The sequence below is a fragment of the Nocardia suismassiliense genome (assembly GCF_900269665.1).
Lineage (GTDB): Bacteria > Actinomycetota > Actinomycetes > Mycobacteriales > Mycobacteriaceae > Nocardia > Nocardia suismassiliense.
Genome location: NZ_LT985361.1, coordinates 8,060,076 through 8,074,972 on the forward strand (window position 1 = coordinate 8,060,076; position 14,897 = coordinate 8,074,972).

Below are 14,897 nucleotides of genomic sequence, written 5' to 3' on the forward strand. Positions count from 1 at the left end.
TCAGCGTGCGAGCCATGCGACGAATCTTTCGGTCTCCGTGATCAATTCGCGCATGCTGCGGCCGATCGGCACGTGCGCACCGGCGGTGGCGTCGCGCAACGCCTCGACCACCCATTTCCCTTCGCGCGCGACCAGATGCTTGTTGAGGTCGTCGACCTTGCCGCCGACCCCCATCACCGCGAGAGCCACCTTCGCCCTGGTGGATTGGGCCGCGTCGATGTGGCGCTCCACCTCGCGGTGGTTCATGCCGTCGGCGAGCAGGGTGCGCCTGGCCCGGCCGAGGCTCGCGGCCTCCACCGCGGAGCGACAGCAGGTGGCGACGAGTTCATCGGCGATGGCCTGCGGCAGCTGCGGGGTGCGCACGAGGGCGCGCGCGTCGTCGAGGTAGCGGCGCACCGGATCGCTGGACACCCGGACCTCGACCACCGAACGATCCCGGCGCTGCACCTCCAGCACGGTGGCGTCGAGCTGCATCCGGCGCACCGCCTCGGCGAGGCGCTCGTCGTGGGTGAAGACGACCACCTGCCGCGTCCACGCGACGGCGGCGAGCACCCTGGCCAGGCCGTCCACCTTCGCCGGGTCCATCGCCTGCACCGGGTCGTCGATCATCACGAAGCGGAACGGGCTCTCCTCGACGGTGGCCCGCGGCAGGAACAGCGACAGCCCGAGCGCGTGCAGTTCACCCTGGCTCATCACACCGAGCGCGGCGCCGTCCACCTCGTCGACGGTGACGTCGAGCAGCACCCGGCGCGCGGTTCCGGCGTTGCCCTGCAAGCGAATAGCGCCGAGTTCGACATTGCTCTGCTGGCGCAGCGTCTGCCAGACCCAGCGCGCGGTCGTCTCCAGCGGCGTCATGCGTTCGCCGCGCAGACCCGCGGTGGCGGACTTGAGCCAGTCCTCGGCCTTCTTGACGGTGCGCAGCTCGGCCGCGTGCGCGGCGACCTCGCGGGCACCCTCCAGCCAGCTCACGATGCGCGGCACCAGCGGTGTCCACACCTCGTCGAGCCGGTCGAGTTCCTTACGGGTGCCCTGCTGCACCAGGTTGAGTTCGTCGACCAGCCGGGCATGCGCGCCGCGCAGCCGGTCCGGCAGGTCGGGGGTGTAGTCGGCGGAGGTGAGCGCGGCCCAGTCGGCCCAGGCCCGGCGCACGGCGGCGGTGTCCACCGAGGGCGGGTTGCGCGGGTCGAAATCCAGTTCCGGCGGCACGAGATCCGGCAGCGACCGCGCCGCGCGCAGCGCCTGGCCGAGTTCGGTGCGTGCGGTGGTCAGCGCGTCGACGCGGGCGGCGAGGGTGGCGATCGAGGCGTCCGCCTCCTGCGCCCACGCGTCGTCCAGATCGCCGCGACCGCACACCGGGCACGGGCAGTCACCGCTTGCCGTGTGGTGGTCGCGGGCCCGGCGCAACAGCTCGAGCACGCGCAGGTCCGCCTCTGCGTCGGCGGTGGTGCCGCGGGTCAGCGCGGTACCGCATTCGGCGAGCCGGGTGGCCACCTCCGCCACCTCGGCGGCGGTAGGCAAGGTCAGCCGCACGATCGCGCGCAGACTCGCCGGGCCGCTCTGGTCATCGAAGGTGCCGATGACCTCGCGCCCCACCGCGGCGAGGTCGGGTTGGGCGGGTCGCAGCAGGCTGTTCACCCGGATGGCGCGGTCGTCGGCCACCGTCTCGAGCGCCTCCAGCAGCTCGAGCCGTTCCTGGCGCGAATCACGCACGGCGCGTTCCAGTTCCAGGCGGCGCATCCGAATTCGTTCCTGCGCCAGGGTCAGTTCGTCCAGGCCGAGCAGTTGGTGCAGCGCGTCGAACAGGTCGCTCGGTTTGCCGTCGACCAGCGCACCGAGCTCGCTGTAGGACAGGAACGGGCGGTAGAGCTCCAGCCGGCCCGCCCAGCGGTCGATGTCGAATTCCGTTGGCGCGGCGGGCGGGTGCTGTTCGGTCCACTGCGCGTCGGGCAGGTCGGCGTCGGCGGCCCATTCCTTGGCGATGGTGAGCTGCGGCTTGTTTCCGGTGGTGAGCAGCTCCACCTCGATGCGGGCGGTGCCGCCGTCGTGCAGGTTGCGCCAGCCTTCGCGCCAGGCCGCGGATCGGCCGTCCCAGCGGCGGTTTCCGCCGGTGAACACCAGCTCGGCGGCCTCGGCGAAGCTGGATTTGCCGCTGCCGTTGCGGCCGACGACCAGGGTCAGGCCCGGCCCTGGTGGTAGTTGCAGTTCCGCTTCCGGGCCGATGCCGCGGAAACCGCGGACCCGGATGGCCCGCAGGAAGATCCCGCCGTCGTCGAATTGGGCTGCGCGATCATCGTTCTCACTGCCGCCGAGGGCGCGCAGCACGGTCCGTGCGACCGAGGGCGTCACCGCGGGATCGTCGGCCAGCCGCCGGGTCACCACCTCGGTCAGCCGAGGCACCGGATCGGCGTCGGGACGCAATTTGGTCGGACCCCCTCCACCACCGAGCCGCTACACGTCCTCCGATCCCGTGCGCGGCGCCACTGTCGAAGCTGTGCGAAACGCTACCCGATCCCGTCGGATTCGCCCACCGGAGGTGAGACCTCCGGGAGCCATGCGAACCTGCCCGCGGGGATGGATATGGTCATCGAAACGGCTGGGGCCGCGCGTCGATGTCCACCCCTCGCCAGCCCCGGCGGGCAGCTCGATGGTGTATCACCCGATTTGGATGGTTCGGTCGAGCCGAACAGGACAGAATGCCAGAGAACACCCGCACATGCAAGATGTTTTCAGCACTGAAACCTGCGATGGCACAGGTATTTCCGTGCGAAGCACACCGGTCGACGCGGCACTTGTCGGTGGCCTGGGGTACAAATCCGGTCAACCGAGGAACGGGGGAAACATGACGCGCTGGAGCGAGGACCAGGTCACGGCGCTCGCGCCGGACGCGAGCTCGCTGTCGGCCGCGCGCAAACTCGCGAGTCGCTGGCGTGGCACCGGGCAGCACGACATCGCGCTGTGGGGACTGTGCCAGGGCAGCGGCGCCAAGCCGTATCAAACGATCGTCGACCTGTCCGTGCCCGCGTACAAGTGCTCCTGTCCCAGCCGCAAGTTCCCGTGCAAGCACGCGCTGTCGCTGTTGCTCGAGTGGGCGGCGGGCCGGGTCGAGCAGGCGCCGGGGATCGCCGATTTCGCGGCGAGCTGGATCGACGGCCGGGTGGCCAAGGCCGCCAAACCTGCGGCGGAGTCCACCACCCGCACCGCGAATCCCGCGACCGCGCAACAGCGCCGGGTCCGGGTCACCGCGGGGCTCGCCGAGCTTGACGTCTGGCTGGGCGATCAGGTGCGCACCGGGCTGGCACAGACCGACCGCTCGTTCAGGGCGTTCGAGGCGATCGCCGCCCGAATGGTCGACGCGCAGGCCCCCGGCGTCGCCTCGGCGCTGCGTCAACTGCCGACCGCCGTGGTGACCAGGGCCGACTGGCCCGAGGTCGTGCTGCGCGAATACGCGCGGCTGCACCTGCTCATCGCCGCGCACCGGCGGCTGGACGAGCTGCCGCCCGAGTTGTCCGCCACCGTCCGCACGCATGTCGGTTATCCGAATCCGGCCGAGACGGTGCGCACCGAGCCCACGGTCCGCGATCGGTGGATGGTGCTCGGCGTCCGGATCTCCGAGGACGAGCGCCTCTACACGCGGCGAACGTGGTTGTACGGGCGTTCATCTCGGCGCTGGGCGCTGGTGGTCGACCACTCGTTCGGCTCGCCGGGCTTCCCCGCGGACGTGCCGACGCTCGGCTTGCTCGCCGACGCCGACCTGCACTACTACCCCGGCGCCGCACCGCTGCGGGCACTGTGGGGCGAACGCCACGGTGCGGCAGAACCTTTCACGACCCTGCCTAGCGATCCGGACCACCCCGGCACGGTAGCCGCCGCGCTCGACGACCATGCCGCCGCGCTTGGCGCCGATCCATGGCTGCGCGGCTGGCCGGTACTGCTCGTCGATGTGATACCGGCGTGCACCGAAAACGGTTGGTACATCACCGAATCCGACGGCACCGCGTTGCCGGTGGCACACGGCGAGCAACCGTGGCGATTACTCGGTGTGTCCGGCGGCCATCCGGTGTCCGTGGCCGCCGAGTGGACCAGCGAGGGCTTGGTGCCGATCTCGGTGTTCAGCGCCGGCGAGGTGATCGACCTGGCCAGGCTCGATCCGGTCGGCCGGAGCACGACGAACAACACCCGGACCACACAGTCCTCGAACTCGGCTGATCTGACCTCCGTCGCGCTACTGGGCACCGCGCGCCGGGCACCGGACCTCACCCGGCTCGCCGCACCGGTGGCGCGCGCCGCCGACCTGCTACCCGCCGATCCGGCACTGCGCCTGCTCGAATCCGCCGCACTCCAGGACGTTTTCGCGCGCGGCGGAGTACGCGCGGTCACCGCGACCGCGCCCGAACCCGCCGAGGACGACACCCGGCGACTGCTGCCACCCACGGCCGCGGGCCACCTCGCGCGCATGCTCCAAGAGCGCTCCCCCTTCCTGCCCGAATGGTTCGCCGCGGCCATGCCGCTCGACTACCGCGCGCCGGACGCGCTGTGCGGGCAACTGCTCGATCAGGCGAAGAGCAACGCCGAACTGCGTGAGCCGCTGCTGCGCCTGGCGGGCACCCGTGGCCGATGGCTGGCCGGCCAGCATCCGGAATGGCGAAACCTGGTGCGCAAAGCGCCGGCCGCGGCGCCCACCGAGGAGGTGTGGCAGTTCGGGCAACCGCCGGAGCGTCGCGCATGGCTGGCCGAGTTGCGCCGCCGGGACGCGGACGCGGCGCGCGAAACGCTGGCCGCGGCGTGGCCGAAGGAGTCCGGGCCGTTGAAGGCGGAGTTGCTCGCCGTCCTCGCCGAGGAGATCTCCCGGGCCGACGAACCGCTACTGGAGGCCGGGCTGGACGATCGGCGCTCCGATGTCCGGCGGACCGCCGCCGGGCTGCTGACCCTGCTGCCCGATTCGGCGTTCGCGCTGCGCATGACCCGCCGCGCGAGCGAGTGGATCCGGGTCGAGCACCGGCTGCTGCACACCGAACTCGTTGTCGCCCTGCCCGATACGCTGGATCCACCCGCGCACCGCGACGGCATCACCGACCGCAGTGTCGAATTCAGCTACCGCTGGGGTGGTGGCCCCGACGTCACCGCGGGCAGGCTGCGGCAGCTGGTCGCGGCGACGCCGCTGCGCCACTGGGCCGGCGTGCTCGGCGCGCCCGATAAAGCAGTCAAGGCGACGATCGACGATCGCTACCGCCAGCCGATCTTCGACGGTTGGGTCGATGCCGCACTGGCGCAACACGATTCGTCCTGGGCGCGGGCGCTGTTCGACGCGGGCGTGCCGACCGACGTCGCCATGCTGCGCAGGCGGGAGTTGTTCGCGCTGCTGCCACTGGCCGATCGCACCCGGCACCTGCTAGAGCTGGACGGCTCCTGGCTCTCCGAAATCGAGGCGCTGCTGCCCGCGATGGGGCACCCGTGGCCGGAACCGCTGGCGCAGCACCTGATGCTGCTGCTGTTCGAACGTGCCCGCGCGGCCGCCCGCCGCCCCGAGGCGCACGGCAATACCCCCAACGCGCACCGGTCGCTGCTGTCCGCCGCCTCGGTGCACCTGCCCGTTACCGCGGCGAGCGCCGCCGCCGTGGTCGCGCGCCGGCGCGGGGATCCCGCCTGGGAGCGAGCCTTCGATCAGCTCGCACACGACCTCAACCACCGCTCGATGATGCTCGAGGAGTTGCAGTGACCATGACCGACGTGACGCCCGACCTGCTGCGTCCGCACGCCGAACAGGCCTACGCCGACGAACTGCGCGCGCTCGCCGCCGCCGACGAGCGTCCACGCCCGCCGTCCTGGCGGCTGTCCCCGTGGGCGGTGGTCACCTACCTGCTCGGCGGCACCCTCGACGACGGCACCGTGATCAGCCCGAAGTACGTGGGGCCGCGCAGGCTGATGGAGGTGGCGGTCGCGACGCTGGCCACCGACCGGGCGCTACTGTTGCTCGGTGTGCCGGGCACCGCCAAAACCTGGGTCTCGGAACATCTTTCGGCCGCCATCTGCGGCGAATCGACACTGCTCGTGCAGGGCACCTCGGGGACCGCGGAGGAGGCGATCCGGTACGGCTGGAACTACGCGCGGCTGCTCGCCGAGGGCCCGAGCGAGGGCGCGCTGGTGCCGTCGCCGGTGATGACCGCGATGCGCGGCGGCGCCATCGCCAGGATCGAGGAGCTCACCCGCATCCCGTCCGATGTGCAGGACGCGTTGATCACCGTGCTGTCCGAGAAGACGCTGCCGGTACCGGAACTCGGCACGGAGGTGCAGGCGGCCAAGGGCTTCAACGTGATTGCCACTGCGAACGACCGTGACCGCGGCGTGAACGAGCTGTCCTCCGCGCTGCGCCGCCGCTTCAACACCGTGGTGCTGCCGCTGCCCGCCAGCGAGGACGAAGAGGTCGCCATCGTCAGCCGCCGCGTCGAACAGCTCGGCGCCTCTTTGGAACTGCCGAAGGTGCCCGCCGCGGCCGAGGAGGTGCGCCGGGTGGTGCGCGTCTTCCGCGAACTGCGCTCCGGGATCACCGCCGACGGCCGCACCAAGCTCAAATCGCCGTCCGGCACGCTGTCCACCGCCGAGGCGATCTCGGTGATCACCAATGGGATCGCCCTGTCCGTGCACTTCGGGGACGGTGTGCTGCGGGCCGCCGACATCGCGGGCGCCGTGCTCGGTTCGGTGATCAAGGACCCGGTCGCCGACGCGGTGGTGTGGACCGAGTACTTGGAAGCCGTTGTCCGCGAACGCCCGGAGTGGTCGGACTTCTACCGGGCTTGCCGCGAGGTCTCCGGATGAGCATCGCCGACGCCGGTTCGGCGGCCGGCGGTGCGCTGACCCGAGTATTCGGCATCCGCCACCACGGGCCGGGCTCCGCGCGCTCGCTGCGGCTGGCACTGGCGCAGTTCCGGCCGGACACCATCCTGATCGAGGGGCCCGCGGATGCCGATCCGCTGGTCGGCTACGTGGCGGCCGACGGGATGCAGCCGCCGGTCGCGCTACTGGCCTATGTGCCCGACGCGCCCGCGAAAGCCGCATTCTGGCCGTACGCGGTGTTCTCGCCGGAGTGGCAGGCGCTGGCGTACGCGGCCGAACACGATGTGCCGGTGCGGTTCTGCGATCTGCCCGCGAGCATGGTGCTGGCCGCCGAGGAGGAGCCCGGTGATCGATTCGATCCGCTGACCGAGCTGGCCGCGGCGGGCGGTTACGACGATGCCGAACGCTGGTGGGACGCGGTGGTCGAATCCTCGCCCGACGCCACCGCTTTCGAGGCGATCACCGAGGCGATGGGTGCGCTGCGCGAAGGTGCCGAGCAGATCGCGGCCGAGCTGGAGCCGGTCGGCGCCGCACCGAACGGCCGCCGCGAAGAGGCCGAACATATAGCCGCCGAGCTCGATTCGTCCCCGGCCGTCGACGTGCGGCCCGAACATTCAGTTGCCGAACCTGATTCGTCTGCGTCGATCGACCTGCGGCCCGAGGCGGACCGCGAGGAACCGGCGGCCAATTCGGTCGCCGAGGCCACCGACGATGTCCTCGAGCTGGAACCGATCCGCCTCGGACCCGTCCGCATCGACGCGCACACGCTGCGGCGCGAGGCATACATGCGGCAGACGATGCGAAAGGCATTGAAGGACGGGGCGCTCCGGCTCGCGGTGGTGTGCGGGGCTTGGCATGCGCCCGCGCTGGCGGGCAAGCTCGGGCCCGCCGCCCCCGATACCCGGTTGCTGAAAGGACTTCCGAAGACGAAGACCACGCTGACCTGGGTGCCGTGGACGCATTCGCGGCTGGCCACGACCTCCGGATACGGCGCGGGGATCACCTCGCCCGGCTGGTACCACCATCTGTTCACCGAGACCGAGCGGCCGATCGTGCGCTGGCTCACCAAGGTGGCCGGGGTGCTGCGGGCGCACGATCTGCCGGTGTCGAGCGCGCACATCATCGAGGCCGTCCGGCTCGCGGACGCGCTCGCCGCCATGCGCGATCGCCCGCTGGCCGGGTTGTCCGAGGTCACCGAGGCCACCAGGGCGGTGATGTGCGCGGGCGACGAGACGATGCTGCGGTTGGTCGTCAACGAACTCGTCGTCGGCGAGGCCCTCGGTACCGTGCCCGAGGGCACGCCGACCGTGCCGCTCGACGCCGACCTGCGCGCTCGGACACGCTCGCTGCGGATGAAGCAGGAGGCCCTGTCCCGGGTGCTCGACCTCGACCTGCGCAAGGAACGCGAGGTCGAACGATCGCGCCTGCTGCACCGGCTGCGCGTGCTCGAAATCCCGTGGGGCGAGCTGACCACCAGCGAGGTGCGCAGCACCGGTACCTTCCGCGAGACCTGGACGCTGCAATGGCGGCCGGAGTACGCCATCTCGATCATCGAGGCCTCCCGCTGGGGCACCACCATCCGCACCGCCGCCGAAGCGAAAATCCTCGACACGGCCGGCCGAGACGACAGCACCGTCGGCGATCTCACCGCCGCACTGGAGGTCGCGCTGCTCGCCGACCTCGGCGGCGCCACCGACGGATTGATCAGCAGGCTGGAATCCGCCGCCGCGCTGGACCACGACATCACCCACCTGCTCGCCGCCTTGCCCGGACTCATCAGGACGCTGCGCTACGGCGATGTGCGCGGCACCGACACCAAGGCCCTCGCGCACGTGGCCGACGGCCTGCTGGTGCGCGTCTGCGCGGGCCTGCCCGGCGCCGTCACCGGGCTGGATACCGACGCGGCCACCGAGTTGCGCGCCCAGCTCGACGCCGCGCACACCGCCATCCACACCCGCGACGACGGCTGGGCCACCGGTGAATGGCTCGGCGCGCTGCGCAAGCTCGCCGACCGGGACGACGTGCACGGCGCCCTGGTCGGCCGTGCCGTCCGGCTGCTCTGCGACGCGGGCATCATCGACGAGACCGACTCCGCTCGTCGGCTCTCCGCCGCGCTGTCGGTCGGCAATACCGCCGCCGCCAAGGCCGCCTGGATCGACGGTTTCCTCGGCGGTCGCGGCCTGCTGCTGGTGCACGACCGAGAGTTGTTGCGCCTCATCGACGATTGGCTGAGCGAGCTGCGCGAAGACCAGTTCGTCGAGACGCTTCCCTTGCTGCGCAGAACTTTCGGCGCTTTCGAATCGGGTGAGCGTCGCGCGATCGGTCGAGCGGTGCGCGATGGGGGTGCCGCCACCGTGCGAACCGATGGCGAGGGAAGTTTCGATATGGCGCGGGGCAGCATCGCACTGCGTTCCGCCGCAGAGATTTTGGGGGTCGCGGTATGAGTACGATGAACACCGACAACGAAACCCAGGCCCGGCGTTGGCGTTTGGTGCTCGGCACCGCCGCGGAGGAGGGGCTCGGCGGCCTCGGCTCGGCCGACGACGTCGCGATGGATCGCGCACTGTCGGCGCTGTACAACGACGACGAACGGACCTCGGGCAAACGTTCGGGCGGGCTGGAGGGATCCGCACCCCGAGTGGCGCGCTGGCTCGGCGACATCCGCAATTACTTTCCCTCGACCGTCGTCGAGGTGATGCAGCGCGACGCCGTGCAGCGGCTGAATCTCACCCAGTTGCTGCTCGAGCCGGAGCTGCTGGAGGCGGTGGAGCCGGACGTGCACCTGGTCGGCACCCTGCTGAGCCTGAACCGGGTGATGCCTGAGACCACCAAGGCCACCGCGCGTCTGGTGGTGGAGAAGGTGGTGCGCGAGATCGAACGGCGCATCGCCGCGCACACCGTCGCCGCCGTCTCCGGCGCGTTGAACCGGGCCGCGCGCGTCTCTCGCCCCCGGCTGCGCGATATCGACTGGGACCGCACCATCCGCAAGAACCTGGCCAACTACCTGCCCGAACACCGCACCGTCGTGCCGGAGCGGCTGGTCGGCTACGGCCGCAAAGCCCAAGCGGTACAGCGTGATGTGGTGCTGGCCATCGACCAATCCGGCTCGATGGCCGCCAGCGTCGTCTACGCCTCCGTCTTCGGCGCCGTGCTCGCCTCCATGCGCTCGCTGAAGACTTCCCTGGTCGTGTTCGATACCGAGATCGTCGATCTCACCGACAAACTCGACGATCCCGTCGACGTCCTCTTCGGTACCCAGCTCGGCGGCGGCACCGACATCAACCGCGCCATCGCCTACTCGCAAACCCTGATCACCCGCCCCACCGACACCCTCTTCGTCCTCATCTCCGACCTCTACGAGGGCGGCGTCCGCGACGAAATGCTGCGCCGGGTCAACGCCATGAAGGAATCCGGCGTCCAAGTGGTCGTCCTGCTCGCGCTCTCCGACGAGGGCGCCCCCGCCTTCGACCACGACAACGCCGCCGCCCTGGCCGCCCTCGGCGTCCCCGCCTTCGCCTGCACCCCCGACAAGTTCCCCGCCCTGCTCGCCGTAGCCCTGGACCGCGGCGACCTCCAAGTCTGGGCCAACGCCAACTCGAGCCATAGCTGAAGGGATGTTGGTCATGTATCCTCGGATGTACATCACCAACATCGAGACCGAGGTGTGCCATGTCAGTGACGCAGATCGACCTGGACGACGACGCGCTTGCACGGGCAATGGCACTGTCCGGCGTCCGCACGAAGAAGGAGGCGGTCAATATGGCTCTTCGCTTCTACGCGGAACAGCAGCAACGGGCCGCCCTGGTGCGCGAACACTTCGAGCGCGCCCGCACTTGGGGTGCGGTAGCGGACGCCGAGCGGCTGCATCTCGCCGAGAAAGCGGAACGCGATCGGTGATCTACCTACTCGACACCTCCGGGCTGGTGCGCCTGCTCGCAGACCCGGCCATTCAGACAGCCTGGGAGCAAGCCATCGTCGCGCAGACCGTCGGATCCTGTTATGTACAGCGCTCGGAGTTTCTCTACAGTGCCCGCGACGCGCAGGAGTTCGATGAGCTCAACGAGATGTTCGCCGACATCTACCCGGACGTTTCGGTGCCGAAGCAAGCGGGCGCGTGGGTCAACGCCGTGCAACACCGCATGTCACGAGCCGGCCAGCATCGCAGCGCCTCGGCCGTCGATCTGATCATCGCGGCCACGGCCGCCCATCATGGGCTGACCGTGCTGCACGACGACAACGACTTTCGCACCGTCGCCAAGCACGCGACCGACTTGACCGAACACAACATTCGCAATTATTAGGCAACCACTCACCCCGACAGGCTGGAGAGGGCTGAGGCCAGGTTGACCAGCTGGATGGCGATGCCGAGCAGGGTGGAGAGGGTGGAGAGGTCCATCGGGCTCCTATCTGAACGGGCGAACCGGACAGCTCAGGAGATGGTACGGCAGAGATCGCGGGGAAGAGCTGGGTTCGGCATACCGGCGCGCGACTGGTTTCAGCTGGTCACGGTAGGTTTTGCGACAACGGGGCCCATGATGCCCCAGGCGGTCGCCGCCGTCGGGACGAGTTTGGGATGCAGCAGGGCGGCCACAGCCAGCAAACCAATCGCAACCATGATGTCCAGCCAGTAGTGGTTGCCGGTGCCGACGACTATCACGGTGGTGAGCACCGGGTGCGCCAGGGCGAGCCAGCGCCACGACGTGCGCGTCGCGGCGACGACGGCGAACGCGAGCAGCAACGCCCAGCCGACGTGCAGTGACGGCATCGCGGCGAACTGATTCGACAGTCCGCCGGATTCGGCCGAACCGTAGACGGACTGGCCGTACACCGCGGCCAGATCGACGAAACCGTGCTCCGGCAGCATGCGCGGCGGCGCGAGCGGGACCAGAACGTGCACGACCAGGGCGGCGGCGGTCAACGCCACCATCAGGTTTCGCGTCCACCGATAGTGCTCGGGCCGAAACATCCACAGCCACAACAAGACCGCCACCGCGACGGTGAAATGCGCGGTGGCGTAATAGAAGTTGGCCGGCACGGCGAAGAAGTCGCGGTGCACGAAGATCGACTGAACCGTCGTCTCCGCCGGCAGCCCGAGCCGATCCTCCAGACCGAGCAGACCACGCGCGTTGCCGAACGCGCGCACCGTGTCGTCCGCGGTGAACATCCGGCCGACGCGATAACCGAGATAGAGCACGGTGATCAGGGCCAATTGTCCAGCCGCCTCACCACCACGGCCGTGCACCGCCGCCCGCACCCGCTCGACGATCCCGCTCGGCGCGAACTCCAGACCCACACCGGGCCCGCCAAGACCCACAGCCACCATTGCCTGCGGCCTCCCTCTCCGTTGAACCAGGCCGATCCCGGCAGTTAAGTGGAGCTACATCCTCCGTTTAACTTAGCAGCGCAGACCGGCCGATTTCCACAGGGGTGATCAGGGAGACAGAGCGATCGGCCTACCCGCACCAGACCTGCTGTGGGGACGGCGGATTCGACCCCGGCACAAAACGGCGGGCCCCGAAGATCGGGGCCCGCCGGATAAAGCGCTGTTACAGGTCGGCGATCGCCGCCAACGGTGGCGTGCGCGCCGCCCGCACCGCAGGCCAGAGCGCAGCCAGAACGCCGACCACCGCCGAACTGACCAGCACGAGCACCAGCTGAGACCACGGAATAGCGATCTGATCCAGACCGAGATCACGCAGCGTCCGCAGGAACCCCACACCGAGACCGAGCCCGAGCAGCATGCCGACGATCGCCCCGAACACGGCGATGAGCATGGATTCCAGATAGATGGTCCGCCGCACTTGAGCGCGTTGCATGCCGACCGCGCGCAGCATGCCGATCTCCCGACGCCGCTCCACCACCGACAGCGCCAACGTGTTGACGATGCCGAGGATGGCGATCACCACCGCCAGCGCGAGCAGGCCGTAGAGGATGGCGAGCAGCGTATTGATCTGCTGGCCCTGCGCGCCTTTGAATTCCTCCCGGTCCTGCACCTGGACCACCGGGAACGGTTCGACGGCTTTCTCCAGATCGGCGCGCAGCTCGGTGAGGTCCGTGCCCGGCTGGGCGGTGACCAGCACCACGAAGTTGCTCTGGAAGTTGACCGGCACGACCTCCTGGTACACCACCGGCGACACCACCAACGCGCCGAGCAGCGGGGTCTTGCGGTAGATGCCGGTGACGGTGAGCGGCACCTTCTTGCCGTCGAAACTGGTCGGCGACACCTGCTGGCCGACCCGCCAGCCGCGCTTGTCGGCTTCGTCCTCGGACACCAGGATGTCGCGATCGCCGAGTGTCGCACTGCCGCGCAGTATTTCGTAGTTCAGCGCCCGATCGAGCTGTCCGTCCGGCGAGGCGCCGCCGACCTGGTCGTCGCCGATCTTGAAGCCGACCCCGCGAATCCCGACGACATCGGCGACGCCGGGCACCGACTTGCGGACCGCGTCGGCGGCGCCGAACGGCACACCGACGAACTGCTGTCCCGCGAGCACGTACTCGGATCTCACGCCCTTGTCCACCAGCACACCGACGCTCGCCTTCGCCGAGGCGCCGAGCATGCCGATCGCGGTCACCAGCATCAACCCGAGGGTGAGCGCGAAAGCCGTTGCGGCGGTGCGGCGTGGGTTGCGCGCGGCGTTGTTGCGCGCCATCCGCCCGATCGGCCCGAACGGGCCGATGAGCACGCCGAGCCCGGCCACCACCGGCCGCGACAGCGCCGGCGCGGCCAGCAGTACCGCCAGGATCAGCGCCAGCGCGCCGATGCCGACGGTCAACGCCGCGTTGCCGCCGGTGGACTGCGCGCCGACGTATACGAGCACGCCACCGGCCACCGCGAGCACCGCGCCGACCAGCGTGCGCACCCGCAAAGAGTCACCGGCCGAAGCGAATTCCTCGCGCATCGCCTCGACGGGCGGGATCTTCGCCGCCCGGCGGGCCGGGGCGTAGGCGCTGAGCACCGTGACGGCCAGGCCGACGAGCAACCCGACCACGATGGTGCGCGGCAGCACCGCCATCGACCCGGTGGGTAGTCCGACATCGAACGCGTTGAGCACCGCGGACAAGCCGAACGCCAGACCGACACCACCGGCCAAACCCAGTGCGCTGCCGACCAATCCGATCACGAACGCCTCCGCGACGACGGACCGGCCGACCTGCTGTCTGTTCGCGCCGACGGCTCGCAGCAACGCGAGTTCGCGCAGCCGCTGCGCGACGATCATCGAGAAGGTGTTGTAGATGATGAAGGTGCCGACGATCAGTGCGATCGCGCCGAACGCGAGCAGGAAGTAGTTGATGAAGTTGAGCGCGTTGGAGACCTCCTTTTTCAGGTCCTCGCGCACCTGATCGCCGTTCTGCACCTTGTAGTTCGGCAGCGCCTTGGCGAGGTCGTCACGCAGTTGGTCACCCGGGATACCGGCGACAGCGAGATCGACATAGGCCACGTGCAGCCCGTCGGTGAACAGCTTGCGCGCCTGACCGTCGTCGAACAGCACACCGATGAAACCGCTGGTGTCCGCAGGCACCTCGTAGATGCCGGTGAGGGTCACATCGAGGGGATTGCCCTGGGACGGGATCATCACCTTGGTGTGCTCGCCGAGCTTCAAGCCCGCCCGCTCGGCACCGCTGGCATTCAGCGCGATCTCGCCCGGTTTGGTGGGCGGGGCGCCTTGCACGAACTTGTTCGGTTCGGCGACCGCCTGCTCCGGCGGCAGATACGACTGACCGAAGGTGGGCGCGCCACCGGTCTGAATCGCCTTCTTGCCATCGGGCGTCAGCAGCACCACGACGCCGTTCACGCTCGGCGCGGCCGTGCGCACTCCGGGATACTTGCGCAGCTCGTCGACGATATTGTTCGGAATGCCTTGCGCTTGCCGCTCTTTCGGGCTCACCCGAACATCGACGCCCTTCGCCTGACCCGCGAAGATGCCGTCGAACGTGCGCTGCAGCGTATCGGTGAACACGAACGAGCCCGCGATGAACGCGGTGCCGAGCACCACCGACAACAGGGTGAGCGCCAGCCGGACCTTATGTGCCGCAAGGTTGCGCAGGGCAACCTTGCGCATCGGACT

The 14,897-nt window shown here is 69.6% G+C and carries 9 protein-coding genes; 6 read left to right on the forward strand and 3 right to left on the reverse strand.

All coding sequences use genetic code 11. The features are described from left to right. Positions 1-2,418 (reverse strand): AAA family ATPase, encoded by a 2,418-nt coding sequence (locus DBO33_RS36045; RefSeq protein ID WP_107659027.1) that lies wholly within the window; start codon positions 2,416-2,418, stop codon positions 1-3. A 421-nt stretch (positions 2,419-2,839) separates the two neighbouring features. Here DBO33_RS36045 and DBO33_RS36050 point away from each other — a divergent pair, with 421 nt between their 5' ends. From DBO33_RS36050 to DBO33_RS36075, 6 genes are read left to right on the forward strand one after another with little or no spacing between them, the layout of a single operon-like run. Next, complete coding sequence (locus tag DBO33_RS36050; protein ID WP_107659028.1) at positions 2,840-5,716, forward strand: SWIM zinc finger family protein; 2,877 nt, start codon at positions 2,840-2,842, stop codon at positions 5,714-5,716. 2 nt (positions 5,717-5,718) lie between these two features. Next, the gene (locus DBO33_RS36055; RefSeq protein WP_107659029.1) at positions 5,719-6,813 is read left to right on the forward strand and encodes an ATP-binding protein; all 1,095 of its coding nucleotides are present in this window, start codon (positions 5,719-5,721) and stop codon (positions 6,811-6,813) included. Beyond that, positions 6,810-9,275, forward strand: coding sequence for a DUF5682 family protein (locus DBO33_RS36060; protein WP_107659030.1), 2,466 nt, complete (start codon positions 6,810-6,812; stop codon positions 9,273-9,275). Before DBO33_RS36055 ends, DBO33_RS36060 begins: the two co-directional genes overlap by 4 nt. A gap of 5 nt (positions 9,276-9,280) precedes the next feature. Then, complete coding sequence (locus DBO33_RS36065; RefSeq protein ID WP_107659031.1) at positions 9,281-10,441, forward strand: VWA domain-containing protein; 1,161 nt, start codon at positions 9,281-9,283, stop codon at positions 10,439-10,441. A 59-nt stretch (positions 10,442-10,500) separates the two neighbouring features. Next, entirely contained in the window at positions 10,501-10,728 is a 228-nt protein-coding gene (locus DBO33_RS36070) for a type II toxin-antitoxin system VapB family antitoxin (RefSeq protein WP_199856858.1), read from the forward strand. Beyond that, positions 10,725-11,132, forward strand: coding sequence for a PIN domain-containing protein (locus DBO33_RS36075; protein WP_107659032.1), 408 nt, complete (start codon positions 10,725-10,727; stop codon positions 11,130-11,132). Before DBO33_RS36070 ends, DBO33_RS36075 begins: the two co-directional genes overlap by 4 nt. Positions 11,133-11,326: 194 nt before the next feature. Here the strand turns inward: DBO33_RS36075 and DBO33_RS36080 are convergent, their stop codons facing one another. Together DBO33_RS36080 and DBO33_RS36085 are read right to left on the reverse strand one after the other, a co-directional pair. Continuing rightward, a complete protein-coding gene (locus tag DBO33_RS36080; protein ID WP_107659033.1) occupies positions 11,327-12,154 on the reverse strand; it encodes a phosphatase PAP2 family protein in 828 nt (275 codons plus the stop codon). Between the two features lie 223 nt (positions 12,155-12,377). Next, positions 12,378-14,891, reverse strand: coding sequence for an ABC transporter permease (locus DBO33_RS36085; protein WP_107660892.1), 2,514 nt, complete (start codon positions 14,889-14,891; stop codon positions 12,378-12,380). Between the last annotated feature and the right edge of the window lie 6 nt (positions 14,892-14,897).

Excerpts from the sequence above, each read along its gene's own strand:
- DBO33_RS36055 (WP_107659029.1), top strand. The coding sequence starts at position 5,719 with ATGACCGACGTGACGCCCGACCTGCTGCGTCCGCACGCCGAACAGGCC.
- DBO33_RS36080 (WP_107659033.1), bottom strand. The coding sequence starts at position 12,154 with ATGGTGGCTGTGGGTCTTGGCGGGCCCGGTGTGGGTCTGGAGTTCGCG.
- DBO33_RS36065 (WP_107659031.1), top strand. The coding sequence starts at position 9,281 with ATGAACACCGACAACGAAACCCAGGCCCGGCGTTGGCGTTTGGTGCTC.
- DBO33_RS36050 (WP_107659028.1), top strand. The coding sequence starts at position 2,840 with ATGACGCGCTGGAGCGAGGACCAGGTCACGGCGCTCGCGCCGGACGCG.
- DBO33_RS36070 (WP_199856858.1), top strand. The coding sequence starts at position 10,501 with ATGTCAGTGACGCAGATCGACCTGGACGACGACGCGCTTGCACGGGCA.
- DBO33_RS36060 (WP_107659030.1), top strand. The coding sequence starts at position 6,810 with ATGAGCATCGCCGACGCCGGTTCGGCGGCCGGCGGTGCGCTGACCCGA.
- DBO33_RS36085 (WP_107660892.1), bottom strand. The coding sequence starts at position 14,891 with ATGCGCAAGGTTGCCCTGCGCAACCTTGCGGCACATAAGGTCCGGCTG.